Annotated in this window: 15 protein-coding genes and 1 pseudogene; 13 read left to right on the top strand and 3 right to left on the bottom strand. The window is 71.0% G+C overall.

Annotated features, from left to right (window positions below; translation table 11 throughout):
• Positions 1-80 precede the first annotated feature (80 nt).
• The gene (locus OHS71_RS07565; RefSeq protein WP_328478083.1) at positions 81-992 is read right to left on the bottom strand and encodes a LysR substrate-binding domain-containing protein; all 912 of its coding nucleotides are present in this window, start codon (positions 990-992) and stop codon (positions 81-83) included.
• A gap of 178 nt (positions 993-1,170) precedes the next feature.
• Here OHS71_RS07565 and OHS71_RS07560 point away from each other — a divergent pair, with 178 nt between their 5' ends.
• Both OHS71_RS07560 and OHS71_RS07555 read left to right on the top strand, forming a co-directional pair.
• Positions 1,171-2,160: a bile acid:sodium symporter family protein gene (locus OHS71_RS07560; RefSeq protein ID WP_328478081.1), complete on the top strand. Its 990-nt coding sequence runs from the start codon at positions 1,171-1,173 to the stop codon at positions 2,158-2,160.
• 172 nt (positions 2,161-2,332) lie between these two features.
• Positions 2,333-2,860, top strand: coding sequence for an isochorismatase family protein (locus OHS71_RS07555; protein WP_328478079.1), 528 nt, complete (start codon positions 2,333-2,335; stop codon positions 2,858-2,860).
• A 126-nt stretch (positions 2,861-2,986) separates the two neighbouring features.
• Here OHS71_RS07555 and fdhD read toward each other — a convergent pair whose 3' ends face one another.
• Both fdhD and OHS71_RS07545 read right to left on the bottom strand, forming a co-directional pair.
• Entirely contained in the window at positions 2,987-3,835 is an 849-nt protein-coding gene (gene fdhD / locus OHS71_RS07550; protein WP_328478077.1) for a formate dehydrogenase accessory sulfurtransferase FdhD, read from the bottom strand.
• Positions 3,836-3,842: 7 nt separating this feature from the next.
• A pseudogene (locus tag OHS71_RS07545) lies at positions 3,843-4,097 on the bottom strand (2Fe-2S iron-sulfur cluster-binding protein); the annotation flags it as partial.
• Between the two features lie 158 nt (positions 4,098-4,255).
• Here OHS71_RS07545 and OHS71_RS07540 point away from each other — a divergent pair.
• From OHS71_RS07540 to OHS71_RS07490, 11 genes are all read left to right on the top strand, one after another.
• Complete coding sequence (locus OHS71_RS07540; protein WP_328478075.1) at positions 4,256-5,590, top strand: OFA family MFS transporter; 1,335 nt, start codon at positions 4,256-4,258, stop codon at positions 5,588-5,590.
• The gene (locus tag OHS71_RS07535; protein WP_328478073.1) at positions 5,556-5,693 is read left to right on the top strand and encodes an MFS transporter small subunit; all 138 of its coding nucleotides are present in this window, start codon (positions 5,556-5,558) and stop codon (positions 5,691-5,693) included. The genes OHS71_RS07540 and OHS71_RS07535 overlap by 35 nt, the downstream gene beginning before the upstream one ends.
• 181 nt (positions 5,694-5,874) lie before the next feature.
• The gene (locus OHS71_RS07530) at positions 5,875-6,822 is read left to right on the top strand and encodes a beta-ketoacyl-ACP synthase III (RefSeq protein ID WP_328478071.1); all 948 of its coding nucleotides are present in this window, start codon (positions 5,875-5,877) and stop codon (positions 6,820-6,822) included.
• Between the two features lie 226 nt (positions 6,823-7,048).
• Positions 7,049-7,726, top strand: a complete 678-nt coding sequence (locus OHS71_RS07525; RefSeq protein WP_328478069.1) for a GntR family transcriptional regulator — start codon at positions 7,049-7,051, stop codon at positions 7,724-7,726.
• 276 nt (positions 7,727-8,002) lie between these two features.
• The gene (locus OHS71_RS07520; protein ID WP_328484435.1) at positions 8,003-9,184 is read left to right on the top strand and encodes an ROK family transcriptional regulator; all 1,182 of its coding nucleotides are present in this window, start codon (positions 8,003-8,005) and stop codon (positions 9,182-9,184) included.
• Positions 9,185-9,328: 144 nt separating this feature from the next.
• On the top strand, positions 9,329-10,909 hold the full coding sequence (locus OHS71_RS07515; protein WP_328478067.1) for a sugar ABC transporter ATP-binding protein: 1,581 nt from the start codon (positions 9,329-9,331) through the stop codon (positions 10,907-10,909).
• Positions 10,906-11,922 carry an ABC transporter permease gene (locus OHS71_RS07510; RefSeq protein ID WP_328478065.1) on the top strand — a complete coding sequence of 339 codons (1,017 nt, stop codon included), beginning with the start codon at positions 10,906-10,908 and terminating at the stop codon, positions 11,920-11,922. Before OHS71_RS07515 ends, OHS71_RS07510 begins: the two co-directional genes overlap by 4 nt.
• 17 nt (positions 11,923-11,939) lie before the next feature.
• Positions 11,940-13,001 carry a substrate-binding domain-containing protein gene (locus OHS71_RS07505; protein WP_328478063.1) on the top strand — a complete coding sequence of 354 codons (1,062 nt, stop codon included), beginning with the start codon at positions 11,940-11,942 and terminating at the stop codon, positions 12,999-13,001.
• A gap of 294 nt (positions 13,002-13,295) precedes the next feature.
• On the top strand, positions 13,296-14,504 hold the full coding sequence (locus OHS71_RS07500) for a Gfo/Idh/MocA family protein (protein ID WP_328478061.1): 1,209 nt from the start codon (positions 13,296-13,298) through the stop codon (positions 14,502-14,504).
• Between the two features lie 21 nt (positions 14,505-14,525).
• Positions 14,526-15,524, top strand: coding sequence for a sugar phosphate isomerase/epimerase family protein (locus tag OHS71_RS07495; RefSeq protein WP_328478059.1), 999 nt, complete (start codon positions 14,526-14,528; stop codon positions 15,522-15,524).
• Between the two features lie 201 nt (positions 15,525-15,725).
• Positions 15,726-18,224, top strand: coding sequence for a PQQ-dependent sugar dehydrogenase (locus OHS71_RS07490; protein WP_328478057.1), 2,499 nt, complete (start codon positions 15,726-15,728; stop codon positions 18,222-18,224).

Raw genomic sequence — 18,224 nt, 5'->3', positions numbered from 1 at the left:
CGGCTGCACCGAAGCGTCCCCTTCCGTGCAGCCGGCCGATCCCGGAGAGAGCCGTGAGAGGCGGCACGGCGGGCCGCCGTTCAGCCGGCGCTGTCTCCCGTCGGGTCGAGCCGTCGCCCGGATCCCGTCGGCCGTCGGTGCAGCCGGTCGCCGCCCGCCAGGATCGCGGCCGCCAGCGCGTCCGCCGCGCCCTGGGCCGAGGTGCGTCGGCGTCCGTGCACCAGCACGAAGTCGACCCGCCCCAGTTCGGGCAGCCCCGCCCGCTCCGGGACGCGTACCAGGCCCGGTGGGATCAGCCCCCGTGAGTGCGCCATCACGCCGAGGCCGGCCCGGGCCGCCGCGATGAGGCCGTTGAGGCTGCCGCTCGTGCACACGATCCGCCAGGCCCGCCCCTGCCGCTCCAGCGCCTCCAAGGCCAGAGCGCGGGTGATGCCCGGGGGCGGGAACACGATGAGCGGGACCGGGCGGTCGGCGTCCAGGCGCAGCCGTTTCGCGCCGATCCACACCAGTCCGTCGTGCCACACCAGCTCGCCCCCCTGGTCCTCGGGGCGCCGCTTGGCCAGGACCAGGTCCAGCCTCCCGACGGCGAGCTGTTCGTGCAGGGTGCCCGACAGCTCCACCGTCAGTTCGAGATCGACCTCGGGATGGTCGTGGCGGAATCCCTCCAGGATCTCCGGCAGCCGCGTCAGCACGAAGTCCTCGGAGGCGCCGAACCGCAGCCGCCCGCGCAGGCGGGTGCCGGTGAAGAACGCCGCGGCCTGCTCGTGGACGTCCAGGATCCGGCGCGCGAAGCCGAGCATCGCCTCACCGTCCTCGGTCAGCTCCACGGAATGCGTGTCCCGGGTGAACAGTGCCCGCCCGGTCACGTCCTCGAGGCGCCGCACGTGCTGGCTGACCGTGGACTGGCGCAGACCCAGGCGCCGTGCTGCCTGCGTGAAACTCAGCGTCTGGGCGACGGCCAGGAAGGTCCGCAGATGAGAGGGGTCGTACACGTCCGCCACAGTAGCCCTTCGCTGTCCTGCTATCGCATTTCACGATGACAGTGAGAGCGGTATACCGGATTCCCGATCACGGCGGGCAGGAGGACGATGGGGAGGGGCTCTCCGGGCCCCGCGCGACCCATCGAACCGCACGTGGAGCACTGTGAAACGCCTGCACTGGCCGAGTCGGATGCCGGTCGACCCCTACATCCTGATGCTGCTCGGGACCGTCGGGCTCGCGGCGCTGTTCCCGGCGCGCGGCGCGGGCGCCGACGTGGCCTCCGGCGCCTCCACGGCTGCGATCGCGTTCCTCTTCTTCCTGTACGGCGCCCGGCTGTCCACCGGTGAGGCGCTGGCGGGACTGAAGCACTGGCGGCTACACGTCACCGTCCTGGCCTGCACTTTCCTCGTCTTCCCGCTGCTGGGCCTCGCCGCGCGCGGTCTGGTGCCGGTGATCCTCACCCAGCCGCTCTACCAGGGTCTGCTCTTCCTCACCCTCGTGCCGTCGACCATCCAGTCGTCGATCGCCTTCACCTCCATCGCCCGGGGCAACGTGCCGGCCGCCATCTGCGCGGGTTCCTTCTCCTCGCTGGTCGGCATCGTCGTCACCCCGTTGCTGGCGGCCGCCCTGCTGGGCAGCAGCGGCGGCGGCTTCTCCGCGGACTCGCTGGTCGAGATCGTGCTGCAACTGCTCGTACCGTTCCTCGCGGGGCAGCTGCTGCGGCGCTGGATCGGCGGGTTCGTCACCCGGCACAAGAAGGTGCTGGGGCTGGTCGACCGCGGCTCGATCCTCCTCGTCGTCTACACCGCGTTCAGCGAGGGCGTGGTGCAGGGCATCTGGCACCAGGTCAGCGCCGTACGGCTGGGTGGGCTGCTCGTCGTCGAGGCCGTCGTGCTCGCGGTGATGCTCACCCTGACCTGGTACGGCGGCAAGGCGTTGCGGTTCGGCCGTGAGGACCGCGTCGCGATCCAGTTCGCGGGCTCCAAGAAGTCCCTCGCCTCGGGGCTGCCCATGGCGAGCGTCCTGTTCGGCGCGCACGCCTCGCTGGCGGTGCTGCCCCTGATGCTCTTCCATCAGATGCAGCTGATGGTGTGCGCGGTCATCGCCAAGCGCCGGGCCAGGGATCCGCTGGAGACGTCGAAGGAACACGCCGACGGGCGGTCGACGGCCGCGGCCTGACGGAGCCACCGGCCACGGCGTGAGCCGGCCCGCCGGTTCGCCGCCGCGGACCGCGAGGGCCGCGGGGCGCGGGGCGGTGTCGCGTACGCGTGGGGCGCGTCCTTGCGGGCGAACTCCCCGTGGTTGATCCGGATCTCCGGTACGCAGGGCCGACGGCGGATAACGTTCTGTCATGACCGCAGCTCTCCCGTCAGTCCCCGCGCGCAGCGCCCTCGTTCTCGTCGACCTGATGGACCGCATCGTCGCCCTGCCCCTCGAGCCCCACAAGGGCACCGAAGTGCTGGCCGCCGCCGAGGAGTTGGCGGCGGCGTTCCGGTCGGCCGGCGCGCTCGTCGTCCTCGTCCGCGTCGAACGTCCCGGCGTCACCGACCAGCCGCCCGGCAGCGGTCTGGTGCAAGGGCTGCTCCAAGAGGGTGACTTGGAGATCGTCAAGCGGACCATCGGCGCCTTCCAGGGGACGGGTCTGGACGATCGGCTCCGCGAACGAGGTGTGACGACGCTCGTGTTCGGCGGTATCGCTACCAACCTCGGCGTCGAGTCCACCGCCCGTGCCGCCGGCGACCTCGGTTACGACCTGGTCTTCGTCGAGGACGCCATGTCCGCTCTCACCGCGGCCGAGCACGAGGCGTCGGTGAAGCTGGACTTCCCCCGGCTGGGGACGGTGACGCGGGCGGCCGACGTGCGCTTCACGAGCGGTTGAGAGGCGACCGAAAGGGGCGTGGGCCGGGACGCGGGAGGGGCGTGGGTGAGCTGAGGCGGGGCCCGTGCGGCGCAGGGGGCGCTCCCCGCCCGTCGGGGCCCCGCCGCCGTGCCGCGGGGAACCGGGTCAGCCCTGGGCGGCCGCGGTCCGCAGGGTGATGCGGTCCTCACCCGCGTACACGTTCATGGAGCTCCCGCGCAGGAAGCCCACCAGGGTCAGCCCGGTCTCCGCGGCCAGGTCCACGGCCAGCGAAGAGGGCGCCGAGACCGCCGCCAGCACCGGGATGCCCGCCATCGCGGCCTTCTGCGCCAGTTCGAACGAGGCCCGGCCCGACACCAGGAGGATCGTCCGCGACAGGGGCAGGTCCCCGTTCTGTAGGGCACGTCCGACCAGCTTGTCGACCGCGTTGTGCCGGCCCACGTCCTCCCGCGCGTCCAGCAGCTCGCCGTCCTCGGAGAACAGGGCGGCCGCGTGGAGCCCTCCGGTCCGGTCGAAGACCCGCTGGGCCTCGCGGAGCCGGTCGGGGAGGCTCGCGAGGAGTTCGGGTGCGATCCGGAGCGGGGGCGTGTCGGCGATCGGCCAGCGGGTGGCCGTCCGTACGGCGTCGAGGCTCGCCTTGCCGCAGATGCCGCAGGAGGAGGTGGTGTAGACGTTCCGCTCGAGGGTGATGTCTGGGATCGTCACGCCGGGTGCCGTCCGGACGTCCACCACGTTGTAGGTGTTGGAACCGTCGGCGGTCGCCCCCGCGCAGTAGACGATGTTCAGCAGATCCGACGCCGAGGCCAGGACGCCCTCGCTCACCAGGAAACCGGCGGCCAGCGCGAAGTCGTCACCGGGCGTGCGCATGGTGATGGCCAGCGGCTTGCCGTTGAGCCGGATCTCCAGTGGTTCCTCGGCGACCAGGGTGTCCGGGCGGGTGGAGACCGCTCCGTCCCTGATGCGGATCACCTTGCGTCGTTCGGTGAATCGTCCCATGTCGTGATCAGCCCCGGTTCTGTACGTGCTGGTAGCCGAAGCGGCCCTTGATGCGGAGGTTCCCGTGGGTCACCGGGTTGTCGTGCGGTGAGGTGACCTTCACGATGTCATTGTCCTGCACATGGAGCGTGAGGTTGCAGCCCACCCCGCAGTGGGCGCACACGGTCGTGGTCCGGGTCTGCGCCGACTCGTCCCAGTTCCCGGCCGCCCGCCGGTCGTACTCGGACTTGGACTTGGATTTGGACGACAGCGCTCCCTGTGGAAGTGGAGGCGACAAGGGCCCGCGCACCGACCCGAGCTCCGGCGGGGCCTGTCCGAGCTCCGCTGGAGACCGTTCGGCGCAGGCTGGATACCGTTCACCGCATACAGTCGACGCGCCGCCTTTCCCACGCGCCTGTGGGTTCCTACCTTTCAGGATTCATGAGTCCCCCCGTCGCACCGGCCGGCTGGAGCCGTTGGCTCGTTCCCCCGGCCGCCCTCTCGGTCCATCTGTCCATCGGTCAGGCCTACGCGTGGTCCGTGTTCAAGCCGCCGCTGGAATCCGCCCTCGGTCTCAGCGGCACACAGAGCGCGCTGCCGTTCCAGCTCGCCATCGTCATGCTCGGCCTGTCCGCCGCCTTCGGCGGCACGCTGGTGGAGCGCAACGGGCCGCGCTGGGCGATGACCGTCGCCCTGGTCTGCTTCTCGTCCGGCTTCCTCATCTCCGCGCTCGGCGCCGCCACCGAGCAGTACTGGCTGATCGTCCTCGGCTACGGGTTCGTCGGCGGCATCGGCCTCGGCATCGGTTACATCTCGCCCGTCTCCACCCTGATCAAGTGGTTCCCCGACCGGCCCGGAATGGCCACCGGAATCGCCATCATGGGCTTCGGCGGCGGCGCGCTCATCGCCTCGCCCTGGTCGGCGCAGATGCTCGAGTCGTTCGGTTCCGACAGCTCCGGCATCGCCGTCGCGTTTCTCGTGCACGGGCTGTCGTACGCCGTGTTCATGACGCTGGGGGTACTGCTGGTGCGGGTGCCACGCGGCGCGCAGCCGACCGCGGCCGGGCCCGGCGCCGCCGGGGGAGTACAGGTCTCGGCGAGCAGTGCGGTGCGCACTCCGCAGTTCTGGTGCCTGTGGGTCGTGCTCTGTATGAACGTGACCGCGGGCATCGGCATCCTGGAGAAGGCCGCCCCGATGATCAAGGACTTCTTCGCCGACACCTCCACGCCGGTCTCGGTCTCCGCGGCCGCCGGCTTCGTCGCCCTGCTGTCCGCGGCGAACATGGCGGGCCGGATCGGCTGGTCCTCGACCTCCGACCTGATCGGGCGCAAGAACATCTACCGGGTGTACCTGGGCGTCGGCGCCCTGATGTACGCCCTCATCGCGCTGATCGGCGATTCGTCGAAACCCCTGTTCGTCCTGTGTGCCCTGGTGATCCTCTCCTTCTACGGCGGCGGTTTCGCGACGATCCCCGCCTACCTCAAGGACCTGTTCGGGACGTACCAGGTCGGCGCGATCCACGGGCGGCTGCTGACCGCCTGGTCCACCGCGGGCGTGCTCGGTCCGCTGATCGTGAACTGGATCGCCGACCGGCAGGAGGAGGCCGGAAAACACGGCTCGTCGCTGTACACCCTGTCCCTGTTCATCATGATCGGGCTGCTGGCCGTCGGTTTCGTCGCCAACGAACTCGTCCGGCCCGTCCACGCCCGTCACCACATCCCCGCCCAGAGGGAGGCCGCCGATGTCGAACGACAGCAGCCCGAGTCCGCAGCCTGACCGGCGGCCGCTGATCGCCCTCGCCTGGCTGTGGGTGGGGGCGCCGCTCGCCTACGGACTGTACGAGCTGGTACAGAAGGCGACGCAGCTGTTCACCGGATAGCGGCGTTCGCGGGGCGGGTGTCCGGCGGGAGCGTGTTCGGCGGTTGCCCGGGCGTCCGAGGGCTATGGGGAAGCCGACAACCACAGAACGCGTTTCCTGTCGCTTCACGCGCCCTCGTACCCGTGAGTCACTGATCAGACTGGTGGATCCCGCTACCCAAGGCAACGAGGGGGACCCCCCAATGAACGGCTCGCGCATCGCCGCCGTCGGCCACTACCAGCCCGCCAAGGTACTCACCAACGAGGACCTGGCGGGCCTGGTCGACACCAGTGACGAGTGGATCAGGAGCCGAGTGGGCATCCGCACGCGCCACATCGCGGGCCCCGACGAGCCCGTGGACGAGCTGGCCGCGCACGCCGCCGCCAAGGCGCTCGCGGCGGCCGGCCTCGCGCCGGGCGACATCGACCTGGTGCTGGTCGCGACCTCCACGGCCGTCGACCGTTCGCCGAACATGGCCGCCCGGGTCGCCGCCCGTCTCGGTATCCCGCAGCCGGCCGCGATGGACATCAACGTCGTCTGCGCCGGTTTCACCCATGCGCTGGCCACCGCCGACCACACCGTCCGGGCGGGCGCCGCCACCCGCGCCCTGGTCATCGGCGCCGACAAGATGTCCGAGGTGACCGACTGGAGCGACCGCACCACCTGTGTGCTCGTCGGCGACGGCGCGGGCGCCGCCGTGGTCGAGGCCTGTCCCGACGGCGCCGAGCCCGGCATCTCGCCGGTGCTGTGGGGTTCGCTGCCCGAGATGGGGCACGCGGTGCGCATCGAGGGGCAGCCGGCGCGGTTCGCGCAGGAGGGGCAGAGCGTCTACCGCTGGGCCACCACCCAGCTGCCGCCCCTGGCGCGGAAGGCCTGCGAGCGGGCGGGCCTCACCCCCGAGGACCTCGCCGCCGTCGTCCTGCACCAGGCGAACCTGCGCATCATCGAACCCCTCGCGCAGAAGATCGGCGCCGTCAACGCGGTGGTCGCCCGTGACGTCACCGAATCGGGTAACACCTCGGCCGCCAGCATCCCGCTCGCCTTCTCCAAGCTGGTCGAGCGCGGCGCCGTCTCCACGGGCGACCCGGTACTGCTGTTCGGCTTCGGCGGCAACCTGTCCTATGCGGGCCAGGTCGTGCGCTGCCCGTGAGCGAAGGGCGGGGTGCCGCCGGGAGGGAAGGGCGCGGGGGGTGCGCGGCATAGGGTGACGCGATCGACTGGGCCGGGCTCCGGCTCCTGCGCGCCGTAGACTGTAGACGAAAGACAATCGATACCCGGCCCAGGACGGTCGATCGGCTGCGGCCGGCCGAGTACGTCAATCGATGGTGGCTTTCCGGTCGCAGTTGCCCGGTGTCGCCCAGGAGGGGGACCGACCGATGTTGTCGAGAGGACTGCCGCAGGGTGCGGTGCCCAGACTCGAACGGCCCGGCCCGCTGCGCGACCGTGTCTACGAGGCGCTGCTCGAACTCATCACGACGCGCGCCCTCCAGCCCGGCCAGCACCTCGTCGAGAGCGAACTCGCCACCCATCTCGGCGTCTCACGGCAGCCGGTGCGCGAGGCGCTTCAGCGGCTCAACACCGAGGGCTGGGTGGATCTGCGGCCCGCCCAGGGCGCGTTCGTGCACGAGCCGACCGAGGACGAGGCGGACCAGCTCCTCACCGTCCGTACGCTGCTGGAGGCGGAGGCCGCGCGACTGGCGGCGGCGCACGCGGACAAGGCCGGCATCGAGGCCCTGGAGGAGATCCTGGCGCAGGGCATGCTGGCCGTGGCCGATGACGACGTGGACACCGCGGTCGCGTTGAACGCCCGTTTCCACGCGAAGATCATCGAGCTCGCGGGCAACGCGGTCCTCGCGGAACTCGCGGCCCAGGTCGATCGCCGGGTGCGCTGGTACCACACGCCGGTGGCCCGCCGGCGCGGCCACCAGTCATGGATCGAGCACCGGGACCTGATCGCCGCGATCGTCGCCCGTGACGAGCAGGCGGCGACCCGGCTGATGCGGGAGCACACCGAGCACACCCGACGCTCGTATCACGCCCGCGCCGAGTCCTGAGCCCCTTCCGGGCGTACGTCCCACCGGGGCCGGCCGTCGGCACGCGGTCCGACCGTCCGGCCGCCCCACTCCGAACGCGGTACTTCTGCGGCCGGGGCCCCGTGAAGGGGTCCCGGCCGGTTCGGTATGCCTCGGTCCGACGCTTTGTCCTGCGAGTGGAGAAAGTTGACGGCAATCCATGCACAGCTTCTTCCCAGGTTCGGCGGGCGCTGCTACGTTCCCTTCGAAAGCCCGACACTGGTGGCCGAACTGAGGCGGGAGGGGCTCGTGAGACGTATGACGGCACGCCCCGCGAACGCTCACCAGGCCCGTCTGCTCAAGCTGTTGCGGGACGGCGGCCCCAACTCCCGCGCCCAACTGGGTGACCAGGTCGACCTGTCGCGGTCCAAACTGGCCGTGGAGGTGGACCGGCTCCTGGAGACGGGGCTGGTCGTGGCCGACGGACTCGCCGCCTCGCGCGGCGGCCGCCGCTCGCACAACGTCCGCCTCCATCCGGGACTGCGCTTCCTCGGCGTCGACATCGGCGCGACCTCGGTCGACGTCGCGGTCACCAACGCCGAACTGGAGACGCTCGGACACCTCAACCAGCCCCTCGACGTCCGCGAGGGACCGGTCGCGGTCTTCGAGCAGGTCCTGTCCATGGCCGTGAAGCTGAGGGCGACGGGACTCGCCGAGGGCTTCGACGGCGCCGGCATCGGCGTACCCGGTCCGGTCCGTTTCCCCGAAGGGGTGCCGGTGGCGCCGCCGATCATGCCCGGCTGGGACGGTTTCCCCGTGCGGGAGGCGCTCAGCCAGGAACTCGGCTGCCCGGTGATGGTCGACAACGACGTGAACCTCATGGCCATGGGGGAGCAGCACGCGGGCGTCGCCCGCACCGTCGCCGACTTCCTGTGCGTGAAGATCGGCACCGGAATCGGCTGCGGCATCGTCGTCGGCGGTCAGGTCTACCGCGGTACGACCGGCAGCGCGGGCGACATCGGGCACATCCAGGCCGTGCCCGACGGCCGTCCGTGTGCCTGCGGCAACCGGGGCTGCCTGGAGGCCCACTTCAGCGGCGCGGCCCTGGCCCGTGACGCGCTGGAGGCGGCCCAGCAGGGCCTGTCCGCGGAACTCGCGGCACGGCTGGCGACGAGCGGCGCTCTCACCGCGATCGACGTCGCCGCCGCGGCCGCCGCGGGAGACGCCACCTCCCTGGAGATGATCCGGGAAGGCGGCAACCGCGTCGGTCAGGTCATCGCCGCACTCGTCTCGTTCTTCAACCCCGGCCTGGTGGTGATCGGCGGCGGGGTGACCGGCCTCGGCCACACCCTGCTCGCCGCGATCCGTACCCAGGTGTACCGCCAGTCACTGCCACTCGCGACCGGCAATCTGCCCATCGTCCTAGGGGAGTTGGGCCCCACCGCCGGTGTCATCGGCGCGGCCCGGCTGATCAGCGACCACCTGTTCTCACCCGCGTAGACCCGCAGCCCGACACGGTCTCACAGCACGACGTCGCTCCGCCCTGCCCTGTCCCGTCCCGATCCGCCGTACGGCGTCCCGCCCTGGGACCAACGACCTGCTCTGCCCTGAGTCCGGCCCGCACGTCCGCCGAGGGGAACCCACATGGCAACGAATCCACCCCTGCTCAGCATGTCCGGCATCACCAAATCCTTCCCCGGAGTACGGGCGTTGGACGGCGTCGACCTCGCCGTCCAGGCCGGCGAGGTGCACTGCCTGCTCGGCCAGAACGGCGCCGGGAAGTCCACGCTCATCAAGGTCCTGGCCGGCGCCCACCAGCCCGACGACGGCGTCATCCGCTGGCAGGGCGATCCCGTCACCCTGCGCTCGCCGATCGCCGCCATGCGCCTCGGGATCGCCACCATCTACCAGGAACTCGACCTGGTGGAGCACCTGTCGGTGGCCGAGAACGTCCATCTGGGGCATGAACCCACGGCCGCCGGATTCGTCGTACGGGGAAAGACGGCCCGGGCGGCAACGGCCGCCCTGCTGTTACGGCTCGGGCATGCGGAGATCGACCCGGCCCGACTGGTGGGCGAGTTGTCGGCGGCACAGCAGCAGATCGTCTCCATGGCGCGGGCGCTCTCCCACGACGTACGCCTCATCGTCATGGACGAACCGTCCGCCGCCCTCGACCCGGACGAGGTCGACAACCTGTTCCGCATCGTCGGCGACCTGACCGCCGACGGGGTCGCCGTCGTCTACATCTCGCACCGGCTGGAGGAGATCCGGCGCATCGGCGACCGCGTGACCGTACTGAAGGACGGCCGCGCCGTGGCCGGGGGACTGCCGGCGAAGACGACCCCGACCCGCGAGGTCGTCGCGCTGATGACGGGACGCAACGTCGAGTACGTCTTCCCGGAGCGGCGCTCGGGTGACGTGGTCACAGCCGCGGCCGCGGCCTGCGGCGGGGCCGGGTTCCAGGGCGTGAGCGATGCCGGGACCAGCGGGACACCGGTGCTGGAGGTGCGGGGACTGGCCCGGCAGGGCGAGTTCGCGCCCCTCGACCTGATCGTGCGGCCCGGAGAGATCGTCGGACTCGCCGGACTGGTCGGCTCGGGTCGCTCGGAGATCCTGGAGACGATCTACGGGGCGCGAAAGCCGAGCGAAGGCCAAGTCCTCATCGGTGGAACCCCGTTGCGTCCGGGCAGCGTGCGCGCCGCCGTACGCGCCGGGCTCGGGCTCGCGCCGGAGGAACGCAAGGCACAGGCCCTGCTGATGCTGGAGTCCGTCACCCGAAACGTGTCCGTCTCCTCCATGTCCCGCTTCTCGCGCGGGGGCTGGATCGACCGGCGTGCCGAACGCGAGGCGGCGCGGGCGGCGACACGTGAGCTGTCCCTGCGCCCCGACAACCCCTCCGCCCCCGTGCGCACGTTGTCCGGCGGCAACCAGCAGAAGGCCGTCCTGGCCCGCTGGCTGCTGCGTGGATGCCGGGTCCTGCTCCTCGACGAGCCGACACGCGGCGTCGACGTCGGCGCCCGCGCCGAACTGTACGCAGTGGTCCGCCGACTGGCCGACGAAGGTCTCGCCGTACTGCTGGTCTCCAGCGAGGTCCCCGAGGTCCTCGGCCTGGCCGACCGCGTACTGGTGCTCCGCGAGGGCCGCGTCGTCCACACGGCGCCGGCCCGGGAGCTGGATGAACACCGCGTACTCGATCTCGTCATGGAAGGAAGCCCGGCGTCATGACGCAGCCCGTCTCCCCGCCGCGGGACAGCACCGGCAAGGTGCCGCAGATCCCGCTCCCCGCCTGGCGCACCGTGCTCGGCCGCGCCGACGTCCGCACCCTCTCCCTGCTCGGCGTGCTCGCCGCGCTCGTCGTGATCGGCGGAATCACCAAACCCGACGAGTTCCTCGACACCCGCAACCTGCAACTCGTCCTCACCCAGGGGTCGGTGATCGGTGTCGTCACCGTGGGCATGACCTTCGTCATCACCTCCGGGGGCATCGACCTCTCGGTCGGCGCGATCGTCGCACTGGCATCGGTGTGGGCGACCACGGTCGCCACCCAGGACTACGGGTTCGTGGGCATCCTCTTCACGGCGATGATCGTCGGAGTGGGCTGCGGCCTCGTCAACGGTCTGCTCATCGCGTACGGCGGGATGGTGCCCTTCATCGCGACGCTCGCCATGCTGGCCTCCGCCCGCGGACTGGCGCTCCAGATCACGGACGGCCGGACGCAGATCGTCACCGTGGACGGCGTCCTGAACCTCGGCGAGCGTGACGCGTATGTGCTCGGCGTCCCGCCGCTCGTGATCGTCTTCGCGATCGTGACGGTCATCGGCTGGTTGGTGCTGAACCGCACCACCTTCGGTCGCCGCACGGTGGCCGTCGGCGGCAACGCGGAGGCCGCCCGGCTCGCCGGTATCGACGTACGGCGTCAGCGGCTGTACCTCTACCTGCTGTCGGGGCTGTGCTGCGGCATCGCCGCCTTCCTGCTGATCATCCTGTCCGGCTCGGGCCAGAACACCAACGGCAATCTCTACGAACTCGACGCCATCGCGGCCGCGATCATCGGCGGCACCCTGCTCAGCGGTGGGCGCGGCACCATCACCGGATCCGTGCTGGGGGTGCTGATCTTCACCACGATCACCAACATCTTCGCCCTGAACAACCTACAGAGCGACGTCCAGCAGATCGCCAAGGGCGCGATCATCGTCGCCGCCGTGCTGGTCCAGCGCCGTACCGCGAGCACGACCTGAGGAAAGGGTTCACCGCCATGCCAGAGCCGACACCTTTCACGCACCGCTTCACCAGTCGCAGAGGAATGCTCTTCGGAGCCGCCGCGGTCTCCGCCGGTACTTTCCTTGCGGGTTGCACCAGCAATGATTCCAAGGACGAGGAGCCGGCCGCGAAGGACCAGCCGGCCGCCGACGACAAGCCCGGCAAGCAGGTCACCATCGGCTTCGCCGGACCGCAGGCCGACCACGGCTGGCTCAACGCCATCAACGACAACGCCGAGAAGCGCGCGAAGAAGTACTCCGACGTGACCCTGGAGATCACCGAGGGCTCGAACGACACCGCCCAGCAGATCGGCCAGATCGAGACCCTCATCAACAAGAAGGTCGACGTCCTCGTCGTACTGCCCGCGGACGGCAAGGCCCTCACCCAGGTCGGACTCAAGGCGATGCGCGCGGGCATCCCCGTCGTCAACCTCGACCGGATCTTCAACACCCCTCAGGCCTACCGGTGTTGGGTGGGCGGCGACAACTACGGCATGGGTCTCAACGCCGGCCACTACATCGGGGAGAAACTCAAGGGGAAGGCCGACGCCCGCGTCATCGAGCTGGCCGGCCTGGACAACCTGGAACTCACCAAACAGCGCACCCAGGGCTTCGACGACGCCCTCAAGAACTACCCCAACGTCAAGAAGGTCGCCCGGCAGGCCGCCGAGTTCACGGTCGAGTCGGGGCAGGCCAAGATGGCTCAACTCCTCCAGGCGCAGTCCAAGTTCGACGCACTGTGGAACCACGACGACGACCAGGGCGTGGGGGCGCTGCGCGCCATCGAGCAGGCCGGACGTGACGACTTCCTCATGGTCGGCGGCGCCGGCGCGCTCGCCGCCTTCCAGGCCATCAAGCAGGACAACGGTGTCCTCAAGGCCACCGTCCTCTACCCGCCGACCATGGCCGGCTCCGCGATCGACCTCGCCCGCGCCCTCGGCCAGGGCAAGGGCATCGGCGGCCTCGCCGAGTACGAGATCCCCGCCTCGATCACCCTCTACTCCGCGGTCGTCGACAAGACCAACGTCGACCAGTACATGTCCACCGGTTTCAAGTAGGGCGCGCTCCGTCCGGTGGGCGGGAGCGCGCCACCGGGCCCGGGGCCACGGGGGCCTGTACCCACCGGGCCGTCGGCAGTGGGCCGGCGGGCCACGGCCTGCCGAACGACGTGGCCACGGGGCACGGGCTGCACGCGGCGGGCGGCTGCCCCACGCACGCGTGCCGACCCGCAGGACCGGATCGGGCCCGTCGGCCGCCACCGGCTCCCCCTGGTGATCCGCCGGACGGTCCCGCCCGTGCGCCCGCCGGTGTCCCACCCCCCACCGTGCCACGACGACAAGGAGGACCACCGTATGGAACAGCCGTATCAGTCGGCGGGACCGGAGGCCGGCAAGCGGCCGCTCCGCGTGGGGATGATCGGATACGCGTTCATGGGCGCCGCCCACTCCCAGGGCTGGCGCACCGCGGGCCGGGTCTTCGACCTTCCCCGGCGCCCGGTCCTCGCCGTGATCTGCGGCCGGGACGCCTCCGCCGTGCGGGCCGCGGCGGACCGGCACGGCTGGGCGGCGACCGAGACCGACTGGCGCGCTCTGATCACCCGGGACGACGTCGACCTGGTCGACATCTGCACCCCCGGTGACTCCCATGCCGAGATCGCCGTGGCGGCCCTGGCCGCAGGCAAGCACGTCCTGTGCGAGAAACCCCTCGCCAACACCGTGGAGGAGGCGGAGACGATGGCCCGGGCCGCCGAGAGCGCCTTCGCGCGGGGGCAGCTGGCCATGGTCGGCTTCAACTACCGCCGGGTCCCGGCCACCGCCCTGGCCCGTCGCATGGTCGCCGAGGGCCGGTTGGGAACGCTGCGGCACGTGCGGGTGACGTACCTTCAGGACTGGCTGGTGGACCCGGAGTTCCCGCTGACCTGGCGGCTTCGCAGGGAGCTGGCCGGCTCCGGTTCCCTCGGCGACCTGGGTGCGCACATCGTCGACCTCGCACAACACCTGTCGGGGGAGCGGCTGGCGGGCGTCTCCGCGATCACCGAGACCTTCGTGCGGCAGCGGCCGCTGCCCGCAGGGCCGACGAGCGGCCTGAGCGCGGCCTCCGCGGACGGTAGCGGCACGGTCACCGTCGACGACGCCGCCCTGTTCACCGGCCGCTTCGCCTCCGGGGCGCTCGCCTCCTTCGAGGCGACCCGGTTCGCCACCGGGCGCAAGAACGCGCTGCGTCTCGAACTCAACGGCGAACGCGGGTCGCTGGCCTTCGACCTCGAACGCCTCAACGAACTCTGGTTCCACGACGCCACCGAGCCCGGGATGCACGCGGGCTTCCGCCGCATCCTCGTCACCGAACCGGACCACCCCTACCTGGACGCCTGGTGGCCGCCGGGCCACGGCCTCGGATACGAGCACACTTTCGTCCACCAGGCCCGCGACCTGGTGCTCGCCGTCGCCGAGGGCCGCCGCCCCGAACCCTCCTTCGCCGACGGACTCCAGGTCCAGCGCGTCCTGGCGGCCGTCGAGGAGAGCGCCGAGAAGAACTCCGTCTACACCCCGATCGCCGACTGAGGACCAAGGAGGGCCCGGAGCATGCCTCGTACGTTCACACTCTTCACCGGCCAGTGGGCCGACCTGCCCCTGGAGGAGGTCTGCCGCCTCGCCCGCGACTTCGGCTACGACGGACTCGAACTCGCCTGCTGGGGAGACCACTTCGAGGTCGACAAGGCACTCGCCGACCCCGGGTACGTGAAGTCCCGCCACCAGCTTCTCGACAAGTACGGTCTGAAGTGCTGGGCCGTCTCCAACCACCTGGTCGGGCAGGCGGTCTGCGACGCCATCATCGACGAACGCCACCGGGCGATCCTGCCCGCGCGCATCTGGGGCGACGGTGAGCCGGAGGGCGTCCGCCGGCGGGCCGCCGCGGAGATCGCCGACACCGCGAGGGCCGCGGCGGCCTTCGGCGTCGACACGGTGATCGGCTTCACCGGCTCCGCCATCTGGCATCTGGTCGCCATGTTCCCGCCGGCGCCCGAGTCGATGATCGCGCGCGGCTACGAGGACTTCGCCGAGCGCTGGAACCCCATCCTCGACGTGTTCGACGAGCAGGGCGTGCGCTTCGCGCACGAGGTCCACCCCAGCGAGATCGCCTACGACTACTGGACGACCGTACGCACCCTGGAAGCGGTCGACCGCCGACCGGCCTTCGGCCTCAACTTCGACCCCAGCCACTTCGTGTGGCAGGACCTCGACCCGGTCGGCTTCCTGTGGGACTTCCGTGATCGCATCTACCACGTGGACTGCAAGGAGGCCCGCAAGCGTCTCGACGGCCGCAACGGGCGCCTCGGCTCCCATCTGCCCTGGGGCGACCCGCGACGCGGCTGGGACTTCGTCTCCGCGGGCCACGGTGACGTCCCCTGGGAGGACGTCTTCCGCATGCTGCGCTCCATCGACTACCGGGGCCCGGTCTCCGTCGAATGGGAGGACGCCGGCATGGACCGGCTCCAAGGCGCCCCCGAGGCCCTGAACCGTCTGCGGGCCTACGACTTCGAGCCGCCGTCGGCCTCCTTCGACGCGGCGTTCGGCAACTGAACCCCGCGCTCCGCGCGAGCTGATCCCAGCCGCGCCTGCCGACCGGCCCACCCGGGCCACCGACCCGACCGTGTCCCCCACGGCGCGATCCGGCCACTCACCACGCACCACCCACCAGTCACCACCCACCAGTCACCGGGATGACGGCGCATCCCGGCGCACGCAACCGCCCGTACGACCAGCCCCACTCTGGAGGCATCCGTGCACGGGAACGACCCCACCACCGGTACCCGTAGAGCCGAGACGCACAGGCGGCGCCCCTGGCTGCGCAAGACCGTCGCCCTGCTGAGCGGCGCCCTGCTGGCCGGCGCGTCACTCACCCTCGCCGTACCCCGGGCCGGCGCAGCCGTCGCCGACCCGGCGGCCGCGGTGGCCGAGGACTTCCAGCAGGTCACCCTCGCCAAGGGCGAGACCGAGGTCGGCGAGCCCATGTCGCTCGCCGTGCTGCCGGACCGGTCCGTGCTGCACACCTCGCGCGACGGCGAGCTCCGGCTCACCGACGCCGCCGGCAACACGCGGCTGGCCGGCACACTCGATGTCTACTCCCACGACGAGGAGGGTCTCCAAGGCGTCGGAGTCGACCCGGCGTTCGCGACCAACCGCTTCATCTACCTCTACTACGCACCGCCGTTGAACACCCCGGCGGGCGACGCGCCCGAAACCGGGACGGCGGCCGACTTCGCACCCTTCGACGGAGTCAACCGACTCTCCCGCTTCGTGCTGAGGACGGACGGGACGCTCGACACCGCGAGCGAGACGAAGATCCTCGACGTGCCCGCCTCACGCGGCCTGTGCTGCCATGTCGGCGGAGACATCGACTTCGACGCGGCGGGGAACCTCTACCTGTCCACCGGGGACGACACCAACCCCTTCCAGTCGGACGGCTTCACGCCCATCGACGCACGCGACGGACGCAACCCCGCCTTCGACGCCCGCCGTTCGGCCGGCAACACCAACGACCTGCGCGGCAAGATCCTGCGCATCAAGGTGAACCCGGACGGCTCCTACGCCGTCCCGGACGGCAACCTCTTCGCACCCGGTACGGACCGGACACGGCCCGAGATCTACGCGATGGGCTTCCGCAACCCGTTCCGTTTCAGCGTCGACAGGGCGACCGGCATTCTCTACGTCGGCGACTACGGCCCCGACGCCGGTGCGGCCGACCCGGCTCGCGGACCGGCCGGACAGGTCGAGTTCGCACGTGTCACCGCTCCCGGCAACTTCGGATGGCCGTTCTGCACGGGGGACAACGATCCGTACACCGCCTACGACTTCGCGACCGGCGTCTCCGGCGCCCCCTTCGACTGCGCCGCCCCGAAGAACACCTCGCCGCACAACACCGGGCTCACCGACCTGCCCCCGGCCCAGTCCGCCTGGATCCCTTACGACGGAGCGTCGGTGCCCGAGTTCGGCGACGGTTCCGAATCCCCGATGGGCGGTCCGGTCTACCACTACGACGCCGCCCTCGACTCGCCCGTGAAGTTCCCGCAGGCGTACGACGGGAACTTCTTCGCCGGAGAGTTCGGCCGCCGCTGGATCAAACGGATCGCCAGCGACGCCGACGGCTCCGTGCAGTCGATCAGTCCCGTCCCGTGGACCGGCACCCAGGTGATGGACATGGCGTTCGGTCCCGACGGGGCGCTGTACGTCCTCGACTACGGCACCGCCTGGTTCGGCGGGGACGAGCACTCCGGTCTGTACCGCATCGAGAACGCCACCGACGGCCACTCCCCGGTCGCCCAGGCCGCGGCCGACCGCACCTCGGGCCAGGCCCCTCTGAAGGTACGTTTCTCCTCCGCCGGCACCACCGATCAGGACGGCGACGCGGTCACCTACCGCTGGGACTTCGGCGACGGCGGCACCTCGACGGCGGCCGACCCCACGCACAGGTACAGGAAGAACGGCACGTACACCGCGACCCTGACCGCCGGGGACGGCTCCGGTCGCACCGGCAGCGCGAGCGTGCAGATCGTGGTGGGGAACACGGCCCCGAAGGTGGTGCTGGAGACACCCGGGGACGGGCAGCTGTTCAGCTTCGGTGACGCGATCCCGTTCAAGGTGAGGGTCACCGACCCGGAGGACGGCAAGGCGGTCGACTGCTCCAGGGTCGAGGTCACCTTCATCCTCGGCCACGACAGCCACGGACACCCGGTGACCTCGGCGAAGGGGTGCAGCGGCACGCTCCGGACCAGCGCCGACGGCGGCCATGACGAGGACGCCGACATCTTCGGCGTCCTCGACGCCCAGTACACCGACGGCGGAGGCGGCGGCCAGGTCCCGCTCACCTCGCACGACCAGAGCGTCCTCCAGCCCCGCCACCGGCAGGCCGAACACTTCGGCGGCTCCTCCGGTGTCTCCGTCATCACCAAGGACGCAGCCCACGGCGGCAGGACGGTCGGTGACATCGACAACGGCGACTGGATCTCCTTCACGCCGTACGTCGTCGGCAACGCCAAGAAGATCACGGCACGCGTCTCCTCGGGCGGCGCCGGCGGAACGCTGGAGATCCGCACCGGCTCGCCGACCGGCACCCTGCTCGGCAAGGCCACCGTCCCCGTGACCGGCGGCTGGGACGACTTCCAGGACGTCAGCGCCGACCTGTCCCGCGCACCGCGCGGCACGACCACGCTCCACCTCGTCTTCAAGGGCGGCTCCGGCGCCCTCTTCGACGTGGACGACTTCACCTTCACGACCGGCTGA

Source organism: Streptomyces sp. NBC_00377 (assembly GCF_036075115.1).
Taxonomy (GTDB): Bacteria; Actinomycetota; Actinomycetes; order Streptomycetales; family Streptomycetaceae; genus Streptomyces.
This window is presented reverse-complemented; position numbering and strand designations above follow the sequence as displayed.